The 19,597-nt window shown below is 41.8% G+C and carries 18 protein-coding genes; 11 read left to right on the top strand and 7 right to left on the bottom strand.

All coding sequences use genetic code 11. The annotated features are described in order from the left end of the window. Window positions 1-126: 126 nt before the first annotated feature. Entirely contained in the window at window positions 127-972 is an 846-nt protein-coding gene (locus QL229_RS17925) for a MurR/RpiR family transcriptional regulator (RefSeq protein ID WP_135925859.1), read from the bottom strand. A 335-nt stretch (window positions 973-1,307) separates the two neighbouring features. On the opposite strand from QL229_RS17925, the gene pbp4b reads away from it, so the two are divergent. Together pbp4b and QL229_RS17915 are read left to right on the top strand one after the other, a co-directional pair. Then, window positions 1,308-3,755 carry a penicillin binding protein PBP4B gene (pbp4b, locus tag QL229_RS17920; RefSeq protein ID WP_138558661.1) on the top strand — a complete coding sequence of 816 codons (2,448 nt, stop codon included), beginning with the start codon at window positions 1,308-1,310 and terminating at the stop codon, window positions 3,753-3,755. A 94-nt stretch (window positions 3,756-3,849) separates the two neighbouring features. After that, window positions 3,850-5,226: a Na+/H+ antiporter NhaC family protein gene (locus QL229_RS17915; protein ID WP_138558660.1), complete on the top strand. Its 1,377-nt coding sequence runs from the start codon at window positions 3,850-3,852 to the stop codon at window positions 5,224-5,226. A gap of 400 nt (window positions 5,227-5,626) precedes the next feature. Here QL229_RS17915 and QL229_RS17910 read toward each other — a convergent pair whose 3' ends face one another. The 4 genes from QL229_RS17910 to QL229_RS17895 form a co-directional block, all read right to left on the bottom strand. Further along, entirely contained in the window at window positions 5,627-6,763 is a 1,137-nt protein-coding gene (locus QL229_RS17910; protein WP_138558659.1) for a PQQ-dependent sugar dehydrogenase, read from the bottom strand. A 367-nt stretch (window positions 6,764-7,130) separates the two neighbouring features. Then, the gene (locus QL229_RS17905; protein WP_138558658.1) at window positions 7,131-7,730 is read right to left on the bottom strand and encodes a hypothetical protein; all 600 of its coding nucleotides are present in this window, start codon (window positions 7,728-7,730) and stop codon (window positions 7,131-7,133) included. Then, the gene (locus QL229_RS17900; protein WP_138558657.1) at window positions 7,720-8,271 is read right to left on the bottom strand and encodes an RNA polymerase sigma factor; all 552 of its coding nucleotides are present in this window, start codon (window positions 8,269-8,271) and stop codon (window positions 7,720-7,722) included. The genes QL229_RS17905 and QL229_RS17900 overlap by 11 nt, the downstream gene beginning before the upstream one ends. A 6-nt stretch (window positions 8,272-8,277) precedes the next feature. Then, on the bottom strand, window positions 8,278-8,925 hold the full coding sequence (locus QL229_RS17895) for an energy transducer TonB (protein WP_138558656.1): 648 nt from the start codon (window positions 8,923-8,925) through the stop codon (window positions 8,278-8,280). Between the two features lie 106 nt (window positions 8,926-9,031). On the opposite strand from QL229_RS17895, the gene QL229_RS17890 reads away from it, so the two are divergent. Together QL229_RS17890 and QL229_RS17885 are read left to right on the top strand one after the other, a co-directional pair. Next, entirely contained in the window at window positions 9,032-9,538 is a 507-nt protein-coding gene (locus QL229_RS17890) for a DUF3087 domain-containing protein (RefSeq protein ID WP_135925851.1), read from the top strand. Window positions 9,539-9,547: 9 nt separating this feature from the next. Then, complete coding sequence (locus tag QL229_RS17885; RefSeq protein WP_135925850.1) at window positions 9,548-9,997, top strand: low molecular weight protein-tyrosine-phosphatase; 450 nt, start codon at window positions 9,548-9,550, stop codon at window positions 9,995-9,997. Between the two features lie 29 nt (window positions 9,998-10,026). Here the strand turns inward: QL229_RS17885 and QL229_RS17880 are convergent, their stop codons facing one another. Then, a complete protein-coding gene (locus QL229_RS17880) occupies window positions 10,027-11,097 on the bottom strand; it encodes an energy transducer TonB (protein ID WP_138558655.1) in 1,071 nt (356 codons plus the stop codon). Window positions 11,098-11,428: 331 nt separating this feature from the next. On the opposite strand from QL229_RS17880, the gene ribA reads away from it, so the two are divergent. The 6 genes from ribA (at window position 11,429) to csrA (ending at window position 17,507) form a co-directional block, all read left to right on the top strand. Beyond that, the gene (gene ribA / locus QL229_RS17875; protein ID WP_135925848.1) at window positions 11,429-12,055 is read left to right on the top strand and encodes a GTP cyclohydrolase II; all 627 of its coding nucleotides are present in this window, start codon (window positions 11,429-11,431) and stop codon (window positions 12,053-12,055) included. A 78-nt stretch (window positions 12,056-12,133) separates the two neighbouring features. Beyond that, on the top strand, window positions 12,134-12,928 hold the full coding sequence (locus QL229_RS17870; protein WP_138558654.1) for a BPSS1780 family membrane protein: 795 nt from the start codon (window positions 12,134-12,136) through the stop codon (window positions 12,926-12,928). Further along, on the top strand, window positions 12,928-13,380 hold the full coding sequence (locus QL229_RS17865; RefSeq protein ID WP_135925846.1) for a regulatory protein RecX: 453 nt from the start codon (window positions 12,928-12,930) through the stop codon (window positions 13,378-13,380). The genes QL229_RS17870 and QL229_RS17865 overlap by 1 nt, the downstream gene beginning before the upstream one ends. Window positions 13,381-13,397: 17 nt before the next feature. Next, the gene (gene alaS, locus QL229_RS17860) at window positions 13,398-15,998 is read left to right on the top strand and encodes an alanine--tRNA ligase (RefSeq protein WP_135925845.1); all 2,601 of its coding nucleotides are present in this window, start codon (window positions 13,398-13,400) and stop codon (window positions 15,996-15,998) included. A gap of 6 nt (window positions 15,999-16,004) precedes the next feature. After that, complete coding sequence (locus QL229_RS17855) at window positions 16,005-17,222, top strand: aspartate kinase (protein WP_138558653.1); 1,218 nt, start codon at window positions 16,005-16,007, stop codon at window positions 17,220-17,222. Between the two features lie 93 nt (window positions 17,223-17,315). After that, window positions 17,316-17,507: a carbon storage regulator CsrA gene (gene csrA, locus QL229_RS17850; protein ID WP_036970495.1), complete on the top strand. Its 192-nt coding sequence runs from the start codon at window positions 17,316-17,318 to the stop codon at window positions 17,505-17,507. Between the two features lie 26 nt (window positions 17,508-17,533). Here the strand turns inward: csrA and QL229_RS17845 are convergent, their stop codons facing one another. Next, window positions 17,534-18,001, bottom strand: a complete 468-nt coding sequence (locus QL229_RS17845) for a YcxB family protein (protein ID WP_135925843.1) — start codon at window positions 17,999-18,001, stop codon at window positions 17,534-17,536. A gap of 124 nt (window positions 18,002-18,125) precedes the next feature. Between QL229_RS17845 and QL229_RS17840 the strand changes: the two genes are divergently transcribed. Continuing rightward, window positions 18,126-19,049, top strand: a complete 924-nt coding sequence (locus tag QL229_RS17840) for a hypothetical protein (RefSeq protein WP_138558652.1) — start codon at window positions 18,126-18,128, stop codon at window positions 19,047-19,049. The last annotated feature ends 548 nt before the right edge of the window (window positions 19,050-19,597 follow it).

The raw sequence follows: 19,597 nt of genomic DNA, 5'->3' as shown, positions 1-19,597 counted from the left end.
AGTGGGTTAATCCCAAAGATAAAGAGTAAAAGATGTGATTTATGGTAAGAGGAAAAAGTCTGCTTCAATCATAAAAAAAAGCAGCCTAGGCTGCTTTTTTGTTCTTAAATGTTATTTATTAAGAAATTAGTTATTCTTAAATTCACCGACAACTTCATTAGAATGTTCCAGTAGTTTACGGCCTTGGCGACTTGACTGGGTGAGAGCGATAAACAGAATATCAATAACAAAGTCTTGTGCTGTTCGCGCAAGAATTGACGATAAACGCACAGACTCACCTTCAGCCACTGAGTAAAGTTTTACATCGGCAGAGTCAGCAACAGGGCTACTGCCAAACTTTGTGACTGAGATCACTGAGCTGTCATTCTTTTTCGCTTGTTTAACTACTTCAGCAATTTCGCGGGTCATACCTGACTCACTTATCGCAATCACCAAGTCACCTTTTGAAAAGGTAGCAACGTATGCAAGCTGCGCGTGGCCATCTGGCTCCGCTATTGCAGGCATGCCGAGTTTTTGTAATTTATAAGAGAAGTCTTTTGCAACTAATGCTGAGCCACCTAAACCACAGATCAGTATGCGCTTTGCTGACTTTAAAAGCTCTACTGCTTTTTCGACTGCCACGGCCTCGTTGAGATTCTTTGTTTCAGTGAGTACAGCCAGTTTACTACTTAATAATTTTTCTGCGATTTGTTCAAGTGAGTCATTAAGGGTTATTTTACCATGTAGTTTTGGTTCACTTGTTTCGTCATTGAGCGCATCAATCACCGCAAGTTTAAAAGCAGGAAAGCCTTTGTAACCTAATTTTTGTGAAAACTTCACCACACTTGACTGGCTCACTCCAACCACTTTCGCAAGCTCAACGGATGATAAGTTACGAATAGCATTCGCCGAATTTAGTGTGAAATCAGCAAGCTTTGCTTCGCTGCTCGATAAAGACTGGCGTAAAGCTTTAATTTTTACAAAAGTAGACATAGGGCTCACTTTGTTTAATTAACTTAAGTCACATTGCATAGTAATGTACTACACACCTTAAGTTGCGATACGTAATTGCTTTGATACCACGACTTATTTTTTGTTTTACTTGACCTAAGTTTGGAATATTTTTCTTTAATTAGATGGAATAATATAGTTTTATTCCATAATAGATACAAGATTATTTGTTGAGATAGCTGCATTTTTAGAGACTTAGCGATAATGTATGCTGTTTATTCTTTATTTGGTAAATAAAATATTTTACATGTTAAGTGGGTGTTGCTACTGTATTGCTGAGAATCGTCAACGCTTAAATCATCAGGTATGAATCTGTTATGAGTTTTACCCCTTTAAAAAAATTTCTTAAACAGCTGTGTTATCTCAGTAGTGCTGCTTTTTTAGTAAGCTGTGCCAGTCATCAATATACCTTCACACAATCAGCTAATTACAGTCACCGTGTAAAGTTTTTAGTAATGCATTACACCGCCATTGATTACGAAAAGTCGATGCGTGCCTTAGTGGATGAAGGGGGCTTAAGTTCACATTATTTATTACCAGAATCAGGCGATCCAAGTTATCCAAAAGACGATTTAGAAATTATTCAGCTGGTTGATGAAAAAGACAGAGCATGGCATGCCGGCCGCAGCTTTTGGCAAGGCCGAGAAGATTTAAATGATCATTCAATTGGTATTGAAATCGTGAATGTACCAACCTGTCATATACCTGAGCAAAGTCAGCCTGCAATGGAAAACGATGCCAGCAAATTGTGTATTTTCCCAGACTATGATGCTAAACAAATTGAGTTGTTGATTGAGCTTAGCAAAGATATCTTAGCGCGAAACCCAGATATTGGCCCAACTCAAGTTATCGGCCATTCAGATATTGCGCCAAGCCGTAAGAACGACCCAGGCCCGCGTTTTCCTTGGTACCAACTTTATAAAGCGGGTATCGGTGCGTGGTACGACAGCGACACTGTTGATAAATATTGGCAATTATTTAGTGCATCAAAACCCTCTGTTGAGTTAATGCAAAAAGCACTGCGTAGCTACGGCTATGAGGTGATTGCTACGGGGCAGCTTGATTCGCAAACTTTAGATGCCTTAAGTGCTTTTCAAATGCACTTTTTGCCTTGGCATGTAAGTGGAAATAGTGATGCCAGAAGTGCCGCTGTGTTGTTTGCTTTATTAGATAAATACTTCCCTAAAAAGCTTGAGCGGTTATTTAAAGAATATCAGCAGCAACAGCAAGCGGTTGAGCCAGAGCCAAGAACACTGGCTAATGCACAAGTGATAGCCCGTATTCCTGCTCTTGATCCAAGCAGTCGCGCGCTTGTTAACGACAGAGGCACCTTTGTCGCCTATAAAGGTCGCGGTGAGATCATCATTGAAAACCAAGACGCAACCAGCGCAGACATTTATATTAATGGTGAAAAAATCAATATAGCTTCGCCTTTAACTGCCGAAAAAATATATCAATACAGTTTGGCTAAACGTACTCACAATGGCATCAACACCTATAAAGTTGAGAATGTATTGCCCGAAGGGGCAAGCTTAACCTTACGCTTTCCTTATCCAACGCTTGATAAAAACAGCAGTCAAAAGCGCTTTAGTGCCGTTGATGAATTAATTACTCAAGAAATTAAAGAGGGCTTTCCGGGCGCGGTACTTGCCGTTGTTAAAGATGGCAAGCTGATTAAATTAAGCCATTACGGCGCAGCTAAAAAGTACCACGCTGATGGCAGTGAGCTCAAAAGCCCACAAGCTATGCAAAATGATACCTTGTTTGATATAGCCTCAAACTCAAAAATGTTTGCCACTAACTTTGCGCTGATGAAGCTTGCCAGCGAAGGAAAGCTCGACGTAGAAAAACCGCTGTTTTATTACCTGCCAGAATTTAGAGGCAGCGGCCGTGAGCAGCGTTTAGTAAAAGACTTACTTACCCACAGTGCTGGTTATCCTGCCGTGGTTGATTTTCATCGTAAAGACAATAAATTTGGTGAGCGCTTTTTTTCACAAAACAGTCTGCGTACTAAAAACCTGTTATTAACTGGCGTTCCCTTCGTGGCTGGACGTAACGTAAAACACTTATATTCTGATATCGATTATATGTTGTTAGGTGTACTGGTTGAACGCATCAGTGGTATGGCGCTTGATACTTATGTTGAAAGCCAAATTTATCAACCGCTTGGTTTAACGCATACGGTTTATAATCCATTGCAAAAAGGCTTTTTAACCTCACAAATTGCGGCCACAGAGATTAATGGTAACACCCGAGGTGGACGCATTGAATTTGAAAATGTTCGAACCGATGTTCTGCAAGGTGAAGTACATGATGAAAAAGCCTTTTATGCCTTAGGTGGCGTAGCGGGGCATGCAGGGCTTTTTAGTACTGCTGGTGATTTGTCAGTGCTTATGCAGGTATTACTCAATGGCGGTGGTTATGATAATAAGCAAATTTTTACGCCACAAGTACTTGAGCAATTCACAAACTCTCAAGCAAGTGATGAAACCTATGGGTTAGGGTGGCGACGAGCGGGGCATCAAGCGCGAACTTGGCATTTTGGTCCTTACGCCAGCCCGCGTGCTTTTGGTCATACTGGTTGGACTGGCACTGTGACCGTCATTGACCCCGAGTACGACCTTGCTATTGTGCTATTAACCAATGCGCGTCATACACCTATTGAAGGTTCGCAAGAAAATTACGAGTTTGTCGGTAAACGTTTCGAAACGGGTAAGTATGGCTCTATTATCTCACTGATTTATGAGAGTATATTAAATCACTAGTCGAATTAAGTTGAGTTTAATGGTAAAGCCATTAAGCTTAGCGAGTTTTCGCATAATAAAAATAAAATGCTGTTCTTAATTTAAAAGGGTTTTTATGTCTTGGTATTCAATTTTACCACCCTTGATTGCTATCTTAATTGTGTTTTGGCGCAAAGAAGTGATCATGGCGTTATTGGTCGCGGTTGCGTCGTCTGAGTTTTTACTTGCTATCAATGGTGAAGGTAATAGCTTATTTTACACCTTCATTAATACCATTGAGCGTGTTGTTGAAGTCGCCAGTTCCCCTGGTAATAGCCGTATCCTTATTTTTAGTATCTTAATAGGTGCATTACTTGCCTACATTCGTGAATCTGGCGGTGTCGCTGCTACCGTTAATTTACTGATGAACAAAGGGGTTGCTAAAAGTAAGCGCCAAGTTGGTTATTTAACCATGTTCTCAGGTATTGCAGTATTTATTGAATCTAACTTAAGTGTATTAACCTCGGGTATTTTATCGCGTGGTTTATTCGATAAATTTAAAATGAGCCGAGCACGCCTTGCTTACATTATCGATAGTACCAGCGCACCTGTGTGTATCTTAATCTTGTTAAATGGCTGGGGCGCATATGTGCTTGGTCTACTTGGCAACTACGAAATGGAAGAGTCTGCGGTATCAGTACTTTGGGGCAGTATAGGTTATAACTTTTACGCCATTATCACTTTACTTATCGTGTTCTATACCATTACTTTTGATAAGGTACATGGGCCATTAAAGCAAGCAGAAGATAATTTTGAACAACAAGAAACCGAGCTGACTGAAGAAGTAAAAGGCTCTAAAGCGCGTTATATGCTTGTGCCACTTATCACCTTAATAGCTAGCATGGTTGGCTTTATGTTCTGGACTGGCGATGGCGATATTGCCAGTGGCAGTGGTTCTAAATCAGTGCTGTATGCAACTATTTTAGCTTGTGTTGTGGCTTACTTTTTAATGATTAGCTCTCGCGACTTTACTCATCATAAGCTTGTTGATATTGGCTTTAAAGGTATGGGTGAGTTGCTACCACTGGTAGCAATTGTATTGTTGTCACTTACCTTAGGGGCAAGCTTAAAAGACCTAGGTACGGGTGTGTTTGTAGCTGGTCTTGTGGGTGATTTCTTACCTATTTACTTGGTTGTGCCAGTGCTATTTTTAACCGGTGCGGTAATTTCATTTACCACTGGTACCTCATGGGGCACATTCGCGATTCTTATTCCAATTGGTGTACCGCTCATTCAAGCTTTAGGTTTACCACCTTCATTAGTAATTGCTGCTATTTTAGGCGGTGGCGTGTTTGGCGATCACTGCTCGCCAATCTCAGATACCAGTGCGGTATCGGCTATTGCATCAGGGTGTGATCTATTAACTCACGTAAAAACCCAAATGCCATACGCCTTATTTGGCGGCGCGTTAACCTTCATCGCTTACCTTGTGACGAGTATTATTGTTTTATAAGTAATAGCTGTAAGCTTTAAGTTATAAGCAAAAAACCACAGAGAAGTCTGTGGTTTTTTATTGCTTGAATTTCGATAACTCGCATATTCAAGTTTGATAGCCGTCAGCCGTCAGCCGTCAGCCGTCAGCCGTCAGCCGTCAGCCGTCTGATCTGTGATCTGACCCCGATAAAGTAGAGACGGGGTTTAATTAACTTGTTGGGTTTCACTCTGTTCTACCCAACGTCACGTAGGTCGTCATTTATGGCGACAAATTATCTTTTCATTAACGGGCTAAAGTCCGACCTACAAGAGTGTGGACAGAAACCATCGCGCGAAATAAATTTCACGCCTACGGTACTCCTTTACTCTTTTTCCTTGTAACTCGCTAACTTGTTGGGTTTCGCTTCGCTATACCCAACCTACGATTTAGGTACAACTTTATAAACACCGACACCATCAACACCAAGGTATAGATCACCATTAGGGTGGGTGGCGAGGCTACGTACACGACCTACACCTTCAAATACTTTGCTGTGGCCTGTTACTTTGTCACCATCTAGCTTCACTAACACAAGGTGGCCAAACTTCATCGAACCTACGGCAATTTGACCTTGCCACTGTGGGTATTTATCGCTGGTGATAAACTCCATTCCAGAAGGGGCGATTGATGGCACCCAATACCAATCAGGTTGTTCCATTCCTTCGCGGCTGGTTTCGTCGGTAATTTTTGTACCAATGTAGTTGATCCCATAGGTGATCTCAGGCCAACCATAATTCGCGCCTGCTTTAACTATGTTGATTTCATCACCGCCACGAGGGCCGTGTTCATGGCTCCATATAACTCCCGTTTCAGGATGCATCGCCATACCTTGAGGGTTACGGTGTCCATACGAATAGATGCTTTTGTGAGTTGTTTTATGGTTATAAAACGGGTTTGATTTAGGGATAGAACCATCGCTATTGATACGGTGAATTTTGCCTGCATCGTAGTCTAGGCTTTGTGGGTGAACGTCTCTTTTGCCACGGTCGCCAATAGAGAAATACAAGTAACCTTCTTTGTCGAACTCAATACGCGAACCATAGTGTTTCGTTGTTTTAATATTTGGCTCGCCATCAAATAATAATTGCTGATCGACAAGAGTCATATCTTTAAAGCGAGCGCGCATAATTGAGGTATTGTAACCCTCACCATCACCTTCATAGCCCGAGTAGGAAAAGTAAATCCAGCCATTGTCGGCAAAGTTCGGATCAAGCTCTATATCTAATAAGCCCCCTTGACCTTCATCATGTACTTTAGGTGTGCCTTTAACTGTTTGCTCAACGAGTTTACCATCACGAATTAACCTAAGCTCACCACGTCTGTCGGTAACGAGTAAATCTCGCTCGTTAAGCCAAGCCATACCCCAAGGAATTTGAATCCCTTCGCTTACTAATTCTAGTTTGTAGTTATTCGCACTGGCATCCAGTGGAATTTTTTGCTCTGGCTGAGCACAAGCTTGCAAGCTAGATAAGCTAATTGAGGCAATGATTAAATTGTTAAACAAAGACCTTTTCATGGTAGCTCCATAATATTTAAACACGATGTTACTAGCCTAGCTGGTTCAGCATTAAATTGTTATTAACATTAGAGCAATGTGCGATTATTGGTAGGAAAAGCGAGGTAAGGAGCGGGGGAGTCGTCAGCCGTCAGTCTGAAAACCGATGGCTCCTTTACTCTTTCCCCTTGTAACTCGCTAACTTGTTGGTTTCACTCCGTTCTACCCAACGTCACGTAGGTCGTCATTTATGGCGACAAATTATCTTTTCATTAACGGGCTAAAGCCCGACCTACAAGAGTATGGATTGAGGCCATCGCGCGAAATAAATTTCATGCCTACGGTACTCCTTTACTCTTTACCCTTGCTAACTGGCGAACTCGTTTTATTAAGATGCACACTTTTTCGTTTCGTGGGTTAGCTGTTTGAGAGCGATAATTTGGCCTTGTTTGTTTTGGTCAAGTGCCAGTAGGTCACCTTGGTGAATATGGGTATCTAGGGTGCCGTGCTTTTGTAATTCTTCAAGTAGCGATTGTTTAATTTGTACGAGTACATTTTGCTCGCAGTCGGCGATATACCAGTCGTTATCAACACTGACTAGACGGCCGGTGAAGCTGGTGCGGGCTTGGTGATTGGCTAATGCTTGTTGGTAGTTAGTATCTAGCATTTGCTTTTGCTGCTTTAGATTGCTTACATAACTGCCTTTAGAGTCGAGCTCGTGAACTTCTACCCATTGATAATCAGAAAGATCAACAGCATAAATGTTTGTTAGTTCTCGATAATTATATTCAAGCATAACAAAGCCAAATAATGCTAGGGCAACAAATAAACTGGCCATTTGTATTTTCAAAAAACGTTGTTTTTTAGGCCGTGTCACTTGTGGCGTTTGCATTTGTGCAAGTTGTTCGGTGCTTAAGTTATGCTGTGTTTTACGCTTTTGAAAATGTGCTTTTAAATCAGCATCGAGTTGCTCGTCGTTACGCTTCATGATGGCCTCCTAGTTGTTGTTTCAGGTTTTGACGGGCATATCGCAGCCGAGTTTTAATGGTCTCTGGGTTACTTTGTGTAATAGCAACAATATCTTCGAGACTAAAGCCTTCTTGCTGTAGGGTCAGTGCTTCTCGCTGTACAAAGCTAAGCGCCATGAGTGCTTTATCAAAGGCTTCATAGTCGTAGTGATATTCTGCATCCTTTGGTTCAGAAAAAACTTGGTTGTCTTCTAATTCAACGAACTTTTGCTGTTTACGAAACTCATCAATCAACAAATTACGTGCTAAACGAAATAGCCACGCTTTTGGATTGTTCTGATCATTGTAAAAGTCGCGTTTATCAATAACTTTTAACCAAGTTTGCTGGCATATATCGAGAGCAAGATCTTTATCACTTTGGGTGACTAGGTAGTGATAAAGATCGTTCCCGTACTGAGCAACGAGTTGGTTAAGATAACGGTTGTCGCCTGTTTTGGCATACTGCGCCAAACAATCAGTGTTTGGCTTGTCAAATAACCATGTCTTGATGCTCATTAGCATAGGCCGTTATCCATCTATTTTAAAATCAAGTTGAACGCTTTGGTTTGTTTGTAATTGTGCCACACCTTCAACAACTTTAGGGCGATATTTCCAACGTTTAATAGCGCGAATTGCTTCGCGGTCAAATACCCGTTTAGGCTCTGCATCAATAATAACTGGGTCGATAACTTCGCCAGTCGGTGAAATGCTAAAGCTAATTTGCACCCAGCCTTCAATCCCCTCGCGGGCTGCAACCGGTGGGTATTTAGGATTTATGCGTACAATTGGCGTTGCATCTCCCGTTGGTTGGTTAATGCTTTTGCTAAGCGTGTCGCCAATGTTATCGAATGTCATCGTTGGTGTTAAATCTGCTACCACAACCGTATCTGGATTATCACTCGTTGGGCGTGGCGGCGTTTTTGGTGGCATTTTAGCAACTGGTGGCGGCGGCAGTGTTTGCTTTACTTGCACTTTTGAATCTTCTGGTACTTCATAAATTTCAACCGTAATATCTGGGCCTGTTTTTACATCGGCTCTTTGCTCAGCAGAAATTAAGTACTGCATAAATGCAAATGCTGCAAAGGTCATTACACCGCCACCAATAATTGCTGCGGTTGTCTTTAAAGCTGTATTGCTGTTATTCAAGCTTGCTGAGTTTAGTGGTAAAGTATGCATAGCCGTTCCTCTTTGGATAATTGCTTTCATAGCTAAAACGGCTGGCAAATAAAAAAGGGGTGAAATTTTTTTCACTTTTTATTTTTCACAAGTTTTTTAGGTTGTTATGAAACTTATTCAAATAGATAAAGCCCGTTACCGTAAACATTTAAACCAAGTAATTATTGCTTGTGTAATTGCTTTAGCCGTTGGCAGTTTAGCCATTTCACAAACGTTAATAGCGTTATTTCCTGACCCAAGCGGTAGCCATTTTCATTGGAACCTATTAGGTGTTGTTGTGTGTAGTTTGCTGGTGGGCTTTGTGCTTAATAAATACCGCAACCATGATTACATGACTGAAATTGTCTATGTGTGGGAGCTTAAAAAAGCGCTAAATAAAATTACTCGAAAAATGCCAAAGTTAAAAGCTGCAGGGCGCGAGGGCAATGCAGATGCTTTATTAGCAATTCATTACAGCTATGCCGGTTCGCGTTTGTTATGGCAGCTTGATGACAACACCATTACCATGGATGAGTTGGCAATTAAGCAGGCAGAGCTTGATAGTGTGGCAGAAAAATACAATCTGTCACTTGATGCAGAACGTTATGATGAGTCAATCTTAAAGCAATTTTAAGGACGAATAATGAAAAAGGTTTTGATTGTTTGCTTGGGCAATATTTGCCGCTCACCTACTGCTGAAGCGGTACTTCGTAGCCGTGCCAAGGCATTGGGTGTCAATGTTAAAGTTGATTCTGCTGGCACTATTGGCTATCACCAAGGCAATCCACCTGATTCACGTTCAAAAGCAGCAGCCGAAAAGCGTGGTTATAGTTTTAAAGGGATATATTCGCGACCTGTGACTCAAGCTGATTTTTATGAGTTTGATTTAATCCTTGCGGCAGACAAGCAAAACCTTGCTGATTTACAAGCCCAGTGTCCAGAGCACTTACAATATAAGTTGTCGCTGTTTTTAAGTCATGGTGATGCAGGGCAGAGCGAAATCCCTGATCCCTATTATGGTGGCGATCAAGGTTTCGAAAAGGTACTCGATTTAATTGAGGATGCAGCAGATAACTTGTTAAGCAGGTTATAAAAAGGGTCGCATTGCGACCCTTCTTTTTATTAGTTGATTTTAAAATCTAATTGTACCCGAGAAGTCGCAGCAATAGCTTGACCATTTTCAAACTTAGGCGCATAACGCCATTTTTTCATTGCTTTAACCGCTTCTCTTTCAAACGCAGTACCACCTTCAGAATCAACCACAGTTATGTTGTCTACAAAGCCTGACGGGGTTACTTCAAATTCCATCACGACACTGCCATCTTCCATACGTTGAGCTTTTGACATTGGGTATTTAGGTGGCACACGGTATAACGGCTCTTGTTCTTGGCTTTCTTTCCAAGGCACCATTTTCGCAATCGCTATACAATGTTTGGTTGCTTCGTCACTTTTACCTGTTTTTTCGTATAAGTGAACCAGCTTGGAATGGGCATCGAGTTCCGTTTTGTGATCAAAGTCTAGCTCTTTATCAAACACGCTTACTACATGATTTAAACGTTCAATGGCTGTGCTGTATTTACGTTGGCTTTCTGCAAATGCGGCAACTAAGAAGTCAGCGCTAATACGATCGACAGCGTTATTTGGTAAGTTTTCTTGGTAGTACTTATCAGCTTCTTCAAGATATTCCTTTGCTGTGTAATAGCGCTCGCCAGTGCCTTTATAAGCAAGAATACGAGCGGCGGTCATTTTTGCATCAGCAACAAGTTTGGCTGAATTTTGCTTTTCAGCTATGGCAATAGCGTCATCTAAATACGTATCAGCACGCTTAGCTGAAGGGGTGGATTCTGCCATGCCGATTAATGAGTCATACACTTGCACACTTAGCTTGCCGTGGTTTTTTTCGAGTATTTCGTAGGCTGTACGATATAACTCAAAGCGCTGATCTTGTTCGCTTTTAGCGAGGCTGTTTGCATAGTTAATGGCAAGGTTTGCGGTGTTGTCGGCGCTTTCGCCATAAACCTCTTTACCTAACTCAAATGCTTTTTTAGCAAGTTCGCTGCTGTCTTGTTGGTTTTCTACAGCGGCGACATAAGCGCGATAGGTGTCGTTAAATTCTTGCGCGGTCGTTTCGTTGGCAATGCCTTGCTGACTAAATAGTAGTGCAATGCATAAGGCAAGTGAGCTCTTTTTCATAATAATCCTTATTATTTCTGCCCAGTTTTTGGATGATAACTGATACAAGTTAATGATAATGGTTATCATAACTAGGTACAAGGTATCAAATCGCTTTAGATGCATCAATGCTTGCTTTGTGTTTATGTTTTTAGATTATTTGTTGCAGTAAAAACCCCGGCTTTCATAGCGCAAAGCTCGTATCTTCAAGTGGTTTGAGTGTATAATACTTGAATTGCTGGTAACTGCCTCAATATTAGTTATCACTCGTCGTATGTTGCATTCTTACAACCTTCAAGCTGTTGTAATCACATTTGCAGTATCGCATTTATTTTTTAATTTTGGATTTGTCGTGGCGCAAGTAAGAGCAAGAGTCCAGCTAAATGTTGGCAAAAACAGTGATATTCCTGCAGAAATCGTATCTTTTAGTGGTTTAAAAGATGGTCAAGAGCATGTGGCATTAGTATTTAATCAAGCCGACACTGAGCAAGATGTGCCATTAATTCGCATGCATTCAGAGTGTTTAACTGGCGATGTATTTCACTCGTCACGTTGCGATTGTGGTGAACAATTAAATGAGTGTATCGAAATGATGCATCAGCAAGGCGGGATTTTACTGTACTTACGCCAAGAGGGCCGTGGCATTGGTTTATACAATAAGATTGATGCTTACGTATTGCAGTCACAAGGCATGAATACTTACGAGGCGAATAACCACTTGGGTTTTGCTGATGATTTACGTGACTTTTCAGATGCGGTTTTAATGTTAGAGGCTCTTGGGCAAAAGCACGTTAAGTTAATGACCAATAACCCAAATAAACTTAAAGCACTGCGTGATGCAGGCATTGAGGTTGACTCTGTTGTGGGCACGCACGCTCATATTAAAGCAGGTGTAGTAGGCAATCGTGCTTACCTCGAAACGAAAATCAAACATGGTTCGCACATGCTTGATATTAAAAAAATTAAAAAGCCTGAATAAATTTCACAACAGGTGACTATAAACAAGTAGCGCACCCAGTTATACTCGGTGCGTTTTGTCGTTATTGAATGAGAAATTATGTCAATCGAAGTTCGTGTTTTTAAAGCTGGTGCAGGCGTAAAGTGGTTTAAAGCAGGCTGGGAAATCTTTAAGCTGCAACCGTTTACTTTTATCTTAATGCATCTGCTAATAGTGGTAATTAGCTTTTTGGCGCTAGTACTGCCTCTATTGCAAGTTGTTGGTGCGTTTGTGACGCCGTTTTTAATGGCGGGGTTTTATCAAGCTGTGCTCACAAAACAACAAGGTGGGACTATCAGCCAAGCTGATATTTTTAAGCCATTTAGCAACAAAGGAAACCGTATTGGTTTAGTGCGAGTCGCTGTGTATCAGATGGCGGCGGGTATTTTATTGGCATTACTGTCTAATTTTATCTTTGCAGATGCTTACGCGGTTATCTCGAGTCAGACTTTTGACCCTCAAAATCAAGCTCATTTGGCTGATTTATTAGCGACCATTTCTATGGGGCAAGTTGCGGTATTTTTATTGGCTATCTGTGTGTATTTAACGGCTTTTGCCTACGCAGTACCTTTGGTCTACTTTCAAAAGCAAAGCAACATGTTTGCGGTGTTAAAAACCTCTTTTATGGTATTTTATAAAAATATGGCACCACTGAGTGTGTATGGCCTTATTTGTGCCGTGTTAATGGTGATCTGTATTCCTTTATCGTTTATTCCTCTATTGGTTTTAATGCCAATTTGTTACATTAGTTTCTTCGTGTCATTTCAGGCTATTTTTATGCCGGTTGTACCAAAAAGTGATGACCAAGCTAATGCGCCTGAATCACCGTCGCAATCAGGACGTTTTGACGCGTAATGGATGATAAAGAACAAAAGTTAAAGAATTACGTACTTTGGTTACTATCTCGACAAGATTATTCGCGTCGGGATCTAACCCGAAAGTTACAGCAAAAAGAGGCGACGCCAGAGTTCACAGAGCGTTTGTTAGATTGGTGTGAGTCACACAACTTTATTAACGAGCAGCGCTATTGTGAAGGGTTTGTACGCCGCCATTTAGCAAAGTATCATGGTGCAAAACGCATTCAGAGCGAAGCGATGGCAAAAGGGATAGACCGAGCATTATTAGATAAGACGCTCGAAGAGTTCGAAATCGATTGGTTTGAACTCGCACAGGACGCATATTTAAAGAAGTTTTCAAATTCAGGTAAAGAACTCGACCAGAAAGAAAAAGCGAAACGTGTTCGCTACTTGATGTATCGAGGCTTTAATTACGAACAAATTGATTTTGCAATGCAAGCACAGCAATAAACGGGTGAGATTTTCACATGCAGCATATGACTACCGCACAGATCAGGCAACAGTTCTTAGACTTTTTTGCCTCTAAACAACACCAAATTGTTCCTTCAAGCTCGCTGATCCCGGGTAACGATGCCACGTTATTATTCAATAATGCCGGTATGGTGCAATTTAAAGATGTATTTTTAGGTGCGGAAAGCCGCCCTTATTCACGTGCAACCAGCTCACAACGTTGTGTGCGTGCCGGTGGTAAACATAATGACCTTGAAAACGTAGGTTACACTGCACGTCACCATACATTCTTTGAAATGTTAGGTAACTTCAGCTTTGGTGATTATTTCAAGCAAGACGCAATTAAGTTTGCTTGGGAATTTTTAACTGAAGTTGTAAAACTTCCGCAAGAAAAGCTACTTGTTACCATCTATCACGATGACGAAGATGCTTTCAACATTTGGCATAAAGAAGTAGGTCTGAGTGAAGACCGCATTATTCGCATTGCAACTAGCGATAACTTCTGGTCAATGGGTGATACGGGTCCGTGTGGTCCATGTTCTGAGATATTTTACGATCACGGTGAGCACATTTGGGGTGGTCCTCCGGGTTCACCAGAAGAAGACGGTGACCGTTTCATTGAGATCTGGAACCTAGTATTCATGCAGTTTAACCGCCATGCCGACGGTACAATGGAGCCGCTTCCTAAGCAGTCTGTTGATACAGGTATGGGTCTTGAGCGTATCTCTGCAATTTTACAAGGCGTGCACTCAAACTACGAAATCGATTTATTCCAAGCACTCATTGCAGCTGCGGCTAAAGTGACTAACGCACAAGACTTAGATGATAAATCGTTACGCGTTGTGGCTGACCACATTCGTTCATGTGCATTCTTAGTATCTGACGGCGTTATGCCATCTAATGAAGGCCGTGGTTATGTACTACGTCGTATTATTCGTCGTGCGGTTCGTCACGGTAACAAGTTAGGCGCGAAAGGCGCATTCTTCTATAAGCTTGTTGCTGCGTTAATTGAGCAAATGGGTCAAGCTTACCCAGAGCTTGCTAAGCAACAAGAAATTATCGAAAAAGTACTACGTATTGAAGAAGAGCAGTTTGGTAAAACACTTGAACGTGGTCTGGCAATTCTTGAAGAAAGCCTAGCAGACATCAAAGGTGATGTGATCCCGGGTGATTTAGTATTCAAGCTTTACGACACTTATGGTTTCCCTGCTGATTTAACGGCAGACGTGGCGCGTGAGCGTTTTATGACCATTGATGAGCACGGTTTCCAAGAGTGCATGGCAGTGCAACGTAAGCAAGCACAGCAAGCTGGTAAGTTTGGTGCTGATTACAACCAACAACTTAAGTCTGAAAAACACACAGACTTTAAAGGTTACGATGCAGAGCATTATACAGGTACTGTGGTTGAGCTTTTCCATGAAGGTCAATCTGTTTCTGTACTTGAAGATGGTCAAGAAGGTATCGCAATCCTTGACCGCACACCGTTCTATGCTGAATCAGGTGGTCAGGTTGGTGATACCGGTGTGTTAAAAGTTGCTGGCGGTGAGTTTGTCGTTACTAACACCACTAAGCTTGGTAATGCATTTGCGCACCATGGTCGTGTGCAAGGTCGCATTGGTACAAACGATAAAGCAGAGGCAACCATTGATGCAGCACGTCGCGATAGCATCAAGAAAAACCACACTGCAACACACATTTTACATGAAACGTTACGTCAAATTTTAGGTGAGCACGTAAATCAAAAAGGTTCACTTGTTGACCCAGAGCGTTTACGTTTTGACTTCTCACACTTTGAAGCAGTTACAAAAGACGAATTACGTCAAATCGAGCGCGCAGTAAACGATGAAATCCGTCGTAACTTTGCGCTTGAAACTGAGCTAATGGCTATCGAAGATGCAAAAGCAAAAGGTGCAATGGCATTATTCGGTGAAAAATACGACGACGAAGTTCGCGTAGTAACCATTGGTGATTACTCAATCGAGTTATGTGGTGGTACTCACGTTAAGCGTGCAGGTGATATCGGTTTATTTAAAATCGTATCAGAAAGCGGTATCGCTGCCGGTATCCGCCGTATTGAAGCAGTAACAGGTGCTGAAGCTGTTGCTTATGTAAGTGAGCAAGAGCAACAACTAAACGATGTTGCAGCGCTAGTAAAAGGTGATAGCAGCACAGTACTTGAAAAAGTAACTGCGTTACTTGAGAAATCAAAAGGCCTTGAGAAGCAAATTGCACAGCTTAACGACAAGCTAGCAAGTGCGGCAGGTGCATCGTTACTTGACTCTGTTGTTGAAGTGAACGGTATTAAACTACTGGTTGCTGATGTTGCAGGTACTGAGTCTAAAGCACTACGTGGCATGGTTGATGACCTGAAAACGAAGATTGGTTCAGGTGTTATTGCCCTTGGTGTAGCTAATGGCGATAAAGTAAGCCTAATTGCAGGTGTAACTAAAGACCTAACAGGTAAAGTGAAAGCCGGTGAGCTTGTAAACCACATGGCTGCACAAGTAGGCGGTAAGGGCGGTGGTCGTCCTGATATGGCACAAGCTGGTGGTACTCAGCCAGAGAACCTAGCCACAGCCTTAGAAAGTGTAACTGGTTGGCTATCTGAGCGTTCTTAACTACTAGTGGCACTTATCGTCCAAAAATTCGGTGGCACCTCAGTTGGCTCAATCGAGCGAATTGAGGCCGTCGCCGACCTTGTTGTAAAAACCAAGCAGCAAGGCCATCAAGTTGTGGTGGTGCTCTCGGCTATGTCGGGAGAAACTAACCGTCTTATTCAACTCGCTAAACAAATCGATTCTCGACCAAGCGCCCGTGAGCTTGATGTACTGCTTACCACAGGTGAGCAAGTGTCTGTTTCTTTACTGGCAATGGCTATTATTAAACGTGGCCACTCAGCGGTAAGTTTGCTGGCTGATCAGGTCAACATTCGCACCGACAATATGTTTGGTAAAGCGCGTATTGAAGAGGTTGCAGCGACTCGTTTAAAGCATGAGCTTGAGCACAACCGTATTGCTATAATCGCAGGCTTTCAGGGCCGAGATATTGAAGGTAATATCACCACACTTGGCCGAGGTGGTACTGATACTTCAGCAGTTGAGATTGCGGGAGCGATTAATGCTGACGAATGTCAGATCTATACCGATGTTGATGGCGTATATACAACTGATCCGCGTATTGAACCAAATGCTCGTCGAATGAGCCATGTTACTTTCGAAGAAATGCTCGAAATGGCGAGTTTAGGTGCTAAGGTATTGCATATTCGTAGTGTAGAAGCGGCAGGAAAATACAATATACCGCTCAGAGTACTATCGAGTTTTAACCCAGATCAAGGGACCTTGATCAGTTTTGAGGAACCGGAAGTGCAAGCAAATATTGTGTCAGGTATTGCTTTCAATCGTGATGAAAGTTTGATTTATATCAATCAAATGCAATATGGGATTGAAAACCTAGCTAAAATTACGAAACTTTTTGCAGAGTTTGGTATCGAAATTGATATGATTAATCAAGTTAATCATAACTTTGAAAAAATAGACTATGCTTTTACTGTGCACACTAATGATTTTGAACAAGCATTGGAAGTTTTAACCTTAAATCAGGCTGCGCTTGGCGCAGATTCTATTAAAGGAATAAGCAATGTTGCTAAGGTGTCAGCAGTAGGAGTGGGGATGAAGTCACACTCTGGAGTAGCAAGTTTATTTTTTAATGCGCTTGCCGAAGAAAACATCAAAGTCATTTTGGTGTCGACATCTGAAATTAAGATTTCAGTTCTAATAGACGAAAAATATTTAGAGCTGGCAGTACGTGCGCTGCACAAAGTTTTTTTAACTGAAAATGAATAAGATTTAGAGTTTTTACTTACTTTTAAGTCTAGATTTCATTAGAATGTTTTTGACGCGGAATCTTTTAATTTTTTGGAATATGGGAGCAAGAGAATGCTAATACTAACTCGTAGAGTAGGTGAAACCCTTATGATCGGTGACGAAGTTACAGTTACTGTTCTTGGTGTTAAAGGAAATCAAGTTCGCATTGGTGTTAATGCGCCTAAAGATGTATCAGTACATCGTGAAGAAATCTACATGCGCATCCAAGCAGAGAAATCTAACCCAAATCCGGGCAACGTTTAATCAGCGAAAGATATTTTAAGAGCCACTCATTGAGTGGCTCTTTTATTTAGTTCTGCAACAATCTCTTCATTTAGCGCTTTTTTAGACAGGTATTGCATACCTCGACTAGCTTTCAAAATATAGCCTCGCTCAGTCTCAATTATGTCTGTAATTTGTTGCCATGTTAGTTGATAGTGTTTATAGGGATTTTCGGCTTTAACACCTTCATCATCAAACACGATAGTTACTTCACTACCTGAAGCACGACTCATCATTTGTCTGGCCACCCACCATGGACGTTTATAATAAAACGATAAGCACTCCACTACGGCAAGCATTATCATAAAACTACCTAAATAATGGTTTTCTAACTGGTAAAAGGCTAGTAGGCCTAATGTTATGAGCAATGCTAACAGAGGATATTTAGGTTTAGCCTGAGATGAGTAGGGTAAAGATTCATCAAAGCACTCGTAGTAATACGGTTTATCTAATGTGTAAGTTGTAGTTAATGTCATTCGTGGGCTCACTTAATTAGCTGGCGGCAGTTTAACATTGATAGAAAAAATCTGCCGCAGTTGGTTTTCATTTAGTTGTCATTGTGAGAGCTTAAGGTATGTGTATTTTAAAGGTGTAAGCTGTATGTTTGTTAGTTCAATGTCATTAGCGCTAGCAATGACCACAAATAGTTTTTTAGTTATGGGCGATATGCCATATACCCCGATAGATGAAATTAATCTCGCAGAAGGCGGAAAAATTGCCAAGGCAATCGCAGCGACACCTCATGAATTTTTGATGCACTTGGGCGATATGAAATCTGGCTCACTTGCATGCACGAATAAGCTTTTGCAAACTAACAAGGCGTTACTAACATCGATGACCGAAAAACCTTTTATTTATACCCCAGGTGATAATGAATGGACCGATTGCGACCGAGAAAAGCTATCTGTGCGTTTTGATGAGCTTGAGCGGCTAAGTTTTATAAAAGGCTTAATGTTCGACGATGCCTATACACAAAAAGCAAAGCGGTTACAGGGTTATGCGACACAAGCTGAGTTGCCAGAAAATGCCCGGTGGCAATTTAATGGCATTGAGTTTCGTACCTTGCATATCCCGGGCACCTTTAATGGTCGCTCGCAAATCTTAAAAAGTGATAAAAACGCAGCACTGGATGCCGCCGATATGCGTGATAAATACAATCTCGTTTGGCTAAAGCAAGCACATGTTCATCAGGATGCTAAGGCCTATGTGTTTGGCTTTCAGGCAGATATTTACCACCCAACCAGTAAATCCGCTTGCAGTGAGTCACAGCGCGCCGATTGTGATGCTTTTAAAGTATACCGAGATGCCATCAGCGATTTTGCAAAGCATACCAATAAGCCAGTGCTCGTGATGCATGGTGATACAGGGCCATACTGTACACAACAGTTAGCGAGTAACTTAACGCGCTTAAATGTCCCCGGTGATTTTGCCGTAAGTGATGTCGCAAAAGTGAGTTTTATCGACGGCCAGTGGCATATAGCGAGTGTAACGACAAACGTGCTCCTCACTAAGGAATGTGAGTGATAACGTTGGGTAGAACGGAGACGCACTCAGAGCCATCAGCTTTCAGCCGTCAGCTATCAGATTAAAACCCAACAAGTTAGCGAGTTTGAGGCTCACGTAGGCGTGGAATTTATTTCGCGCGATGTTTCTTAAATCTACGTGTAAGTCGTAGGTCGGGCTTCAGCCCGTCACTATATCAGTGATTAAGCATGTGTCGCCATAAATGACGACCTACGTGACGTAGGTTAGAGCGGAGTGAAACCCAACAAGTTAGCGAGTTTCTATGGGAAAGAGTAAAGTTGCTAACTTGAGGCTCGCGTAGGCGTGAAATTTATTTCGCGCGATTTTCTCAATTAATGCAGCTTTAAGTCGGGCTTTAGCCCGTTATGTATGAGTGATAAAACATGTGTCGCCATAAATGACGACCTACGTGACGTAGGTTAGAGCGGAGTGAAACCCACAAGTTAGCGAGTTTCTATGGGAAAGAGTAAAGTTGCTAACTTGAGGCTCGCGTAGGCGTGAAATTTATTTCGCGCGATTTTCTCAATTAATGCAGCTGTAAGTCGGGC

It is taken from the genome of Pseudoalteromonas sp. PAR1 (assembly GCF_947311895.1).
Lineage (GTDB): Bacteria > Pseudomonadota > Gammaproteobacteria > Enterobacterales > Alteromonadaceae > Pseudoalteromonas > Pseudoalteromonas lipolytica_C.
This window is presented reverse-complemented; position numbering and strand designations above follow the sequence as displayed.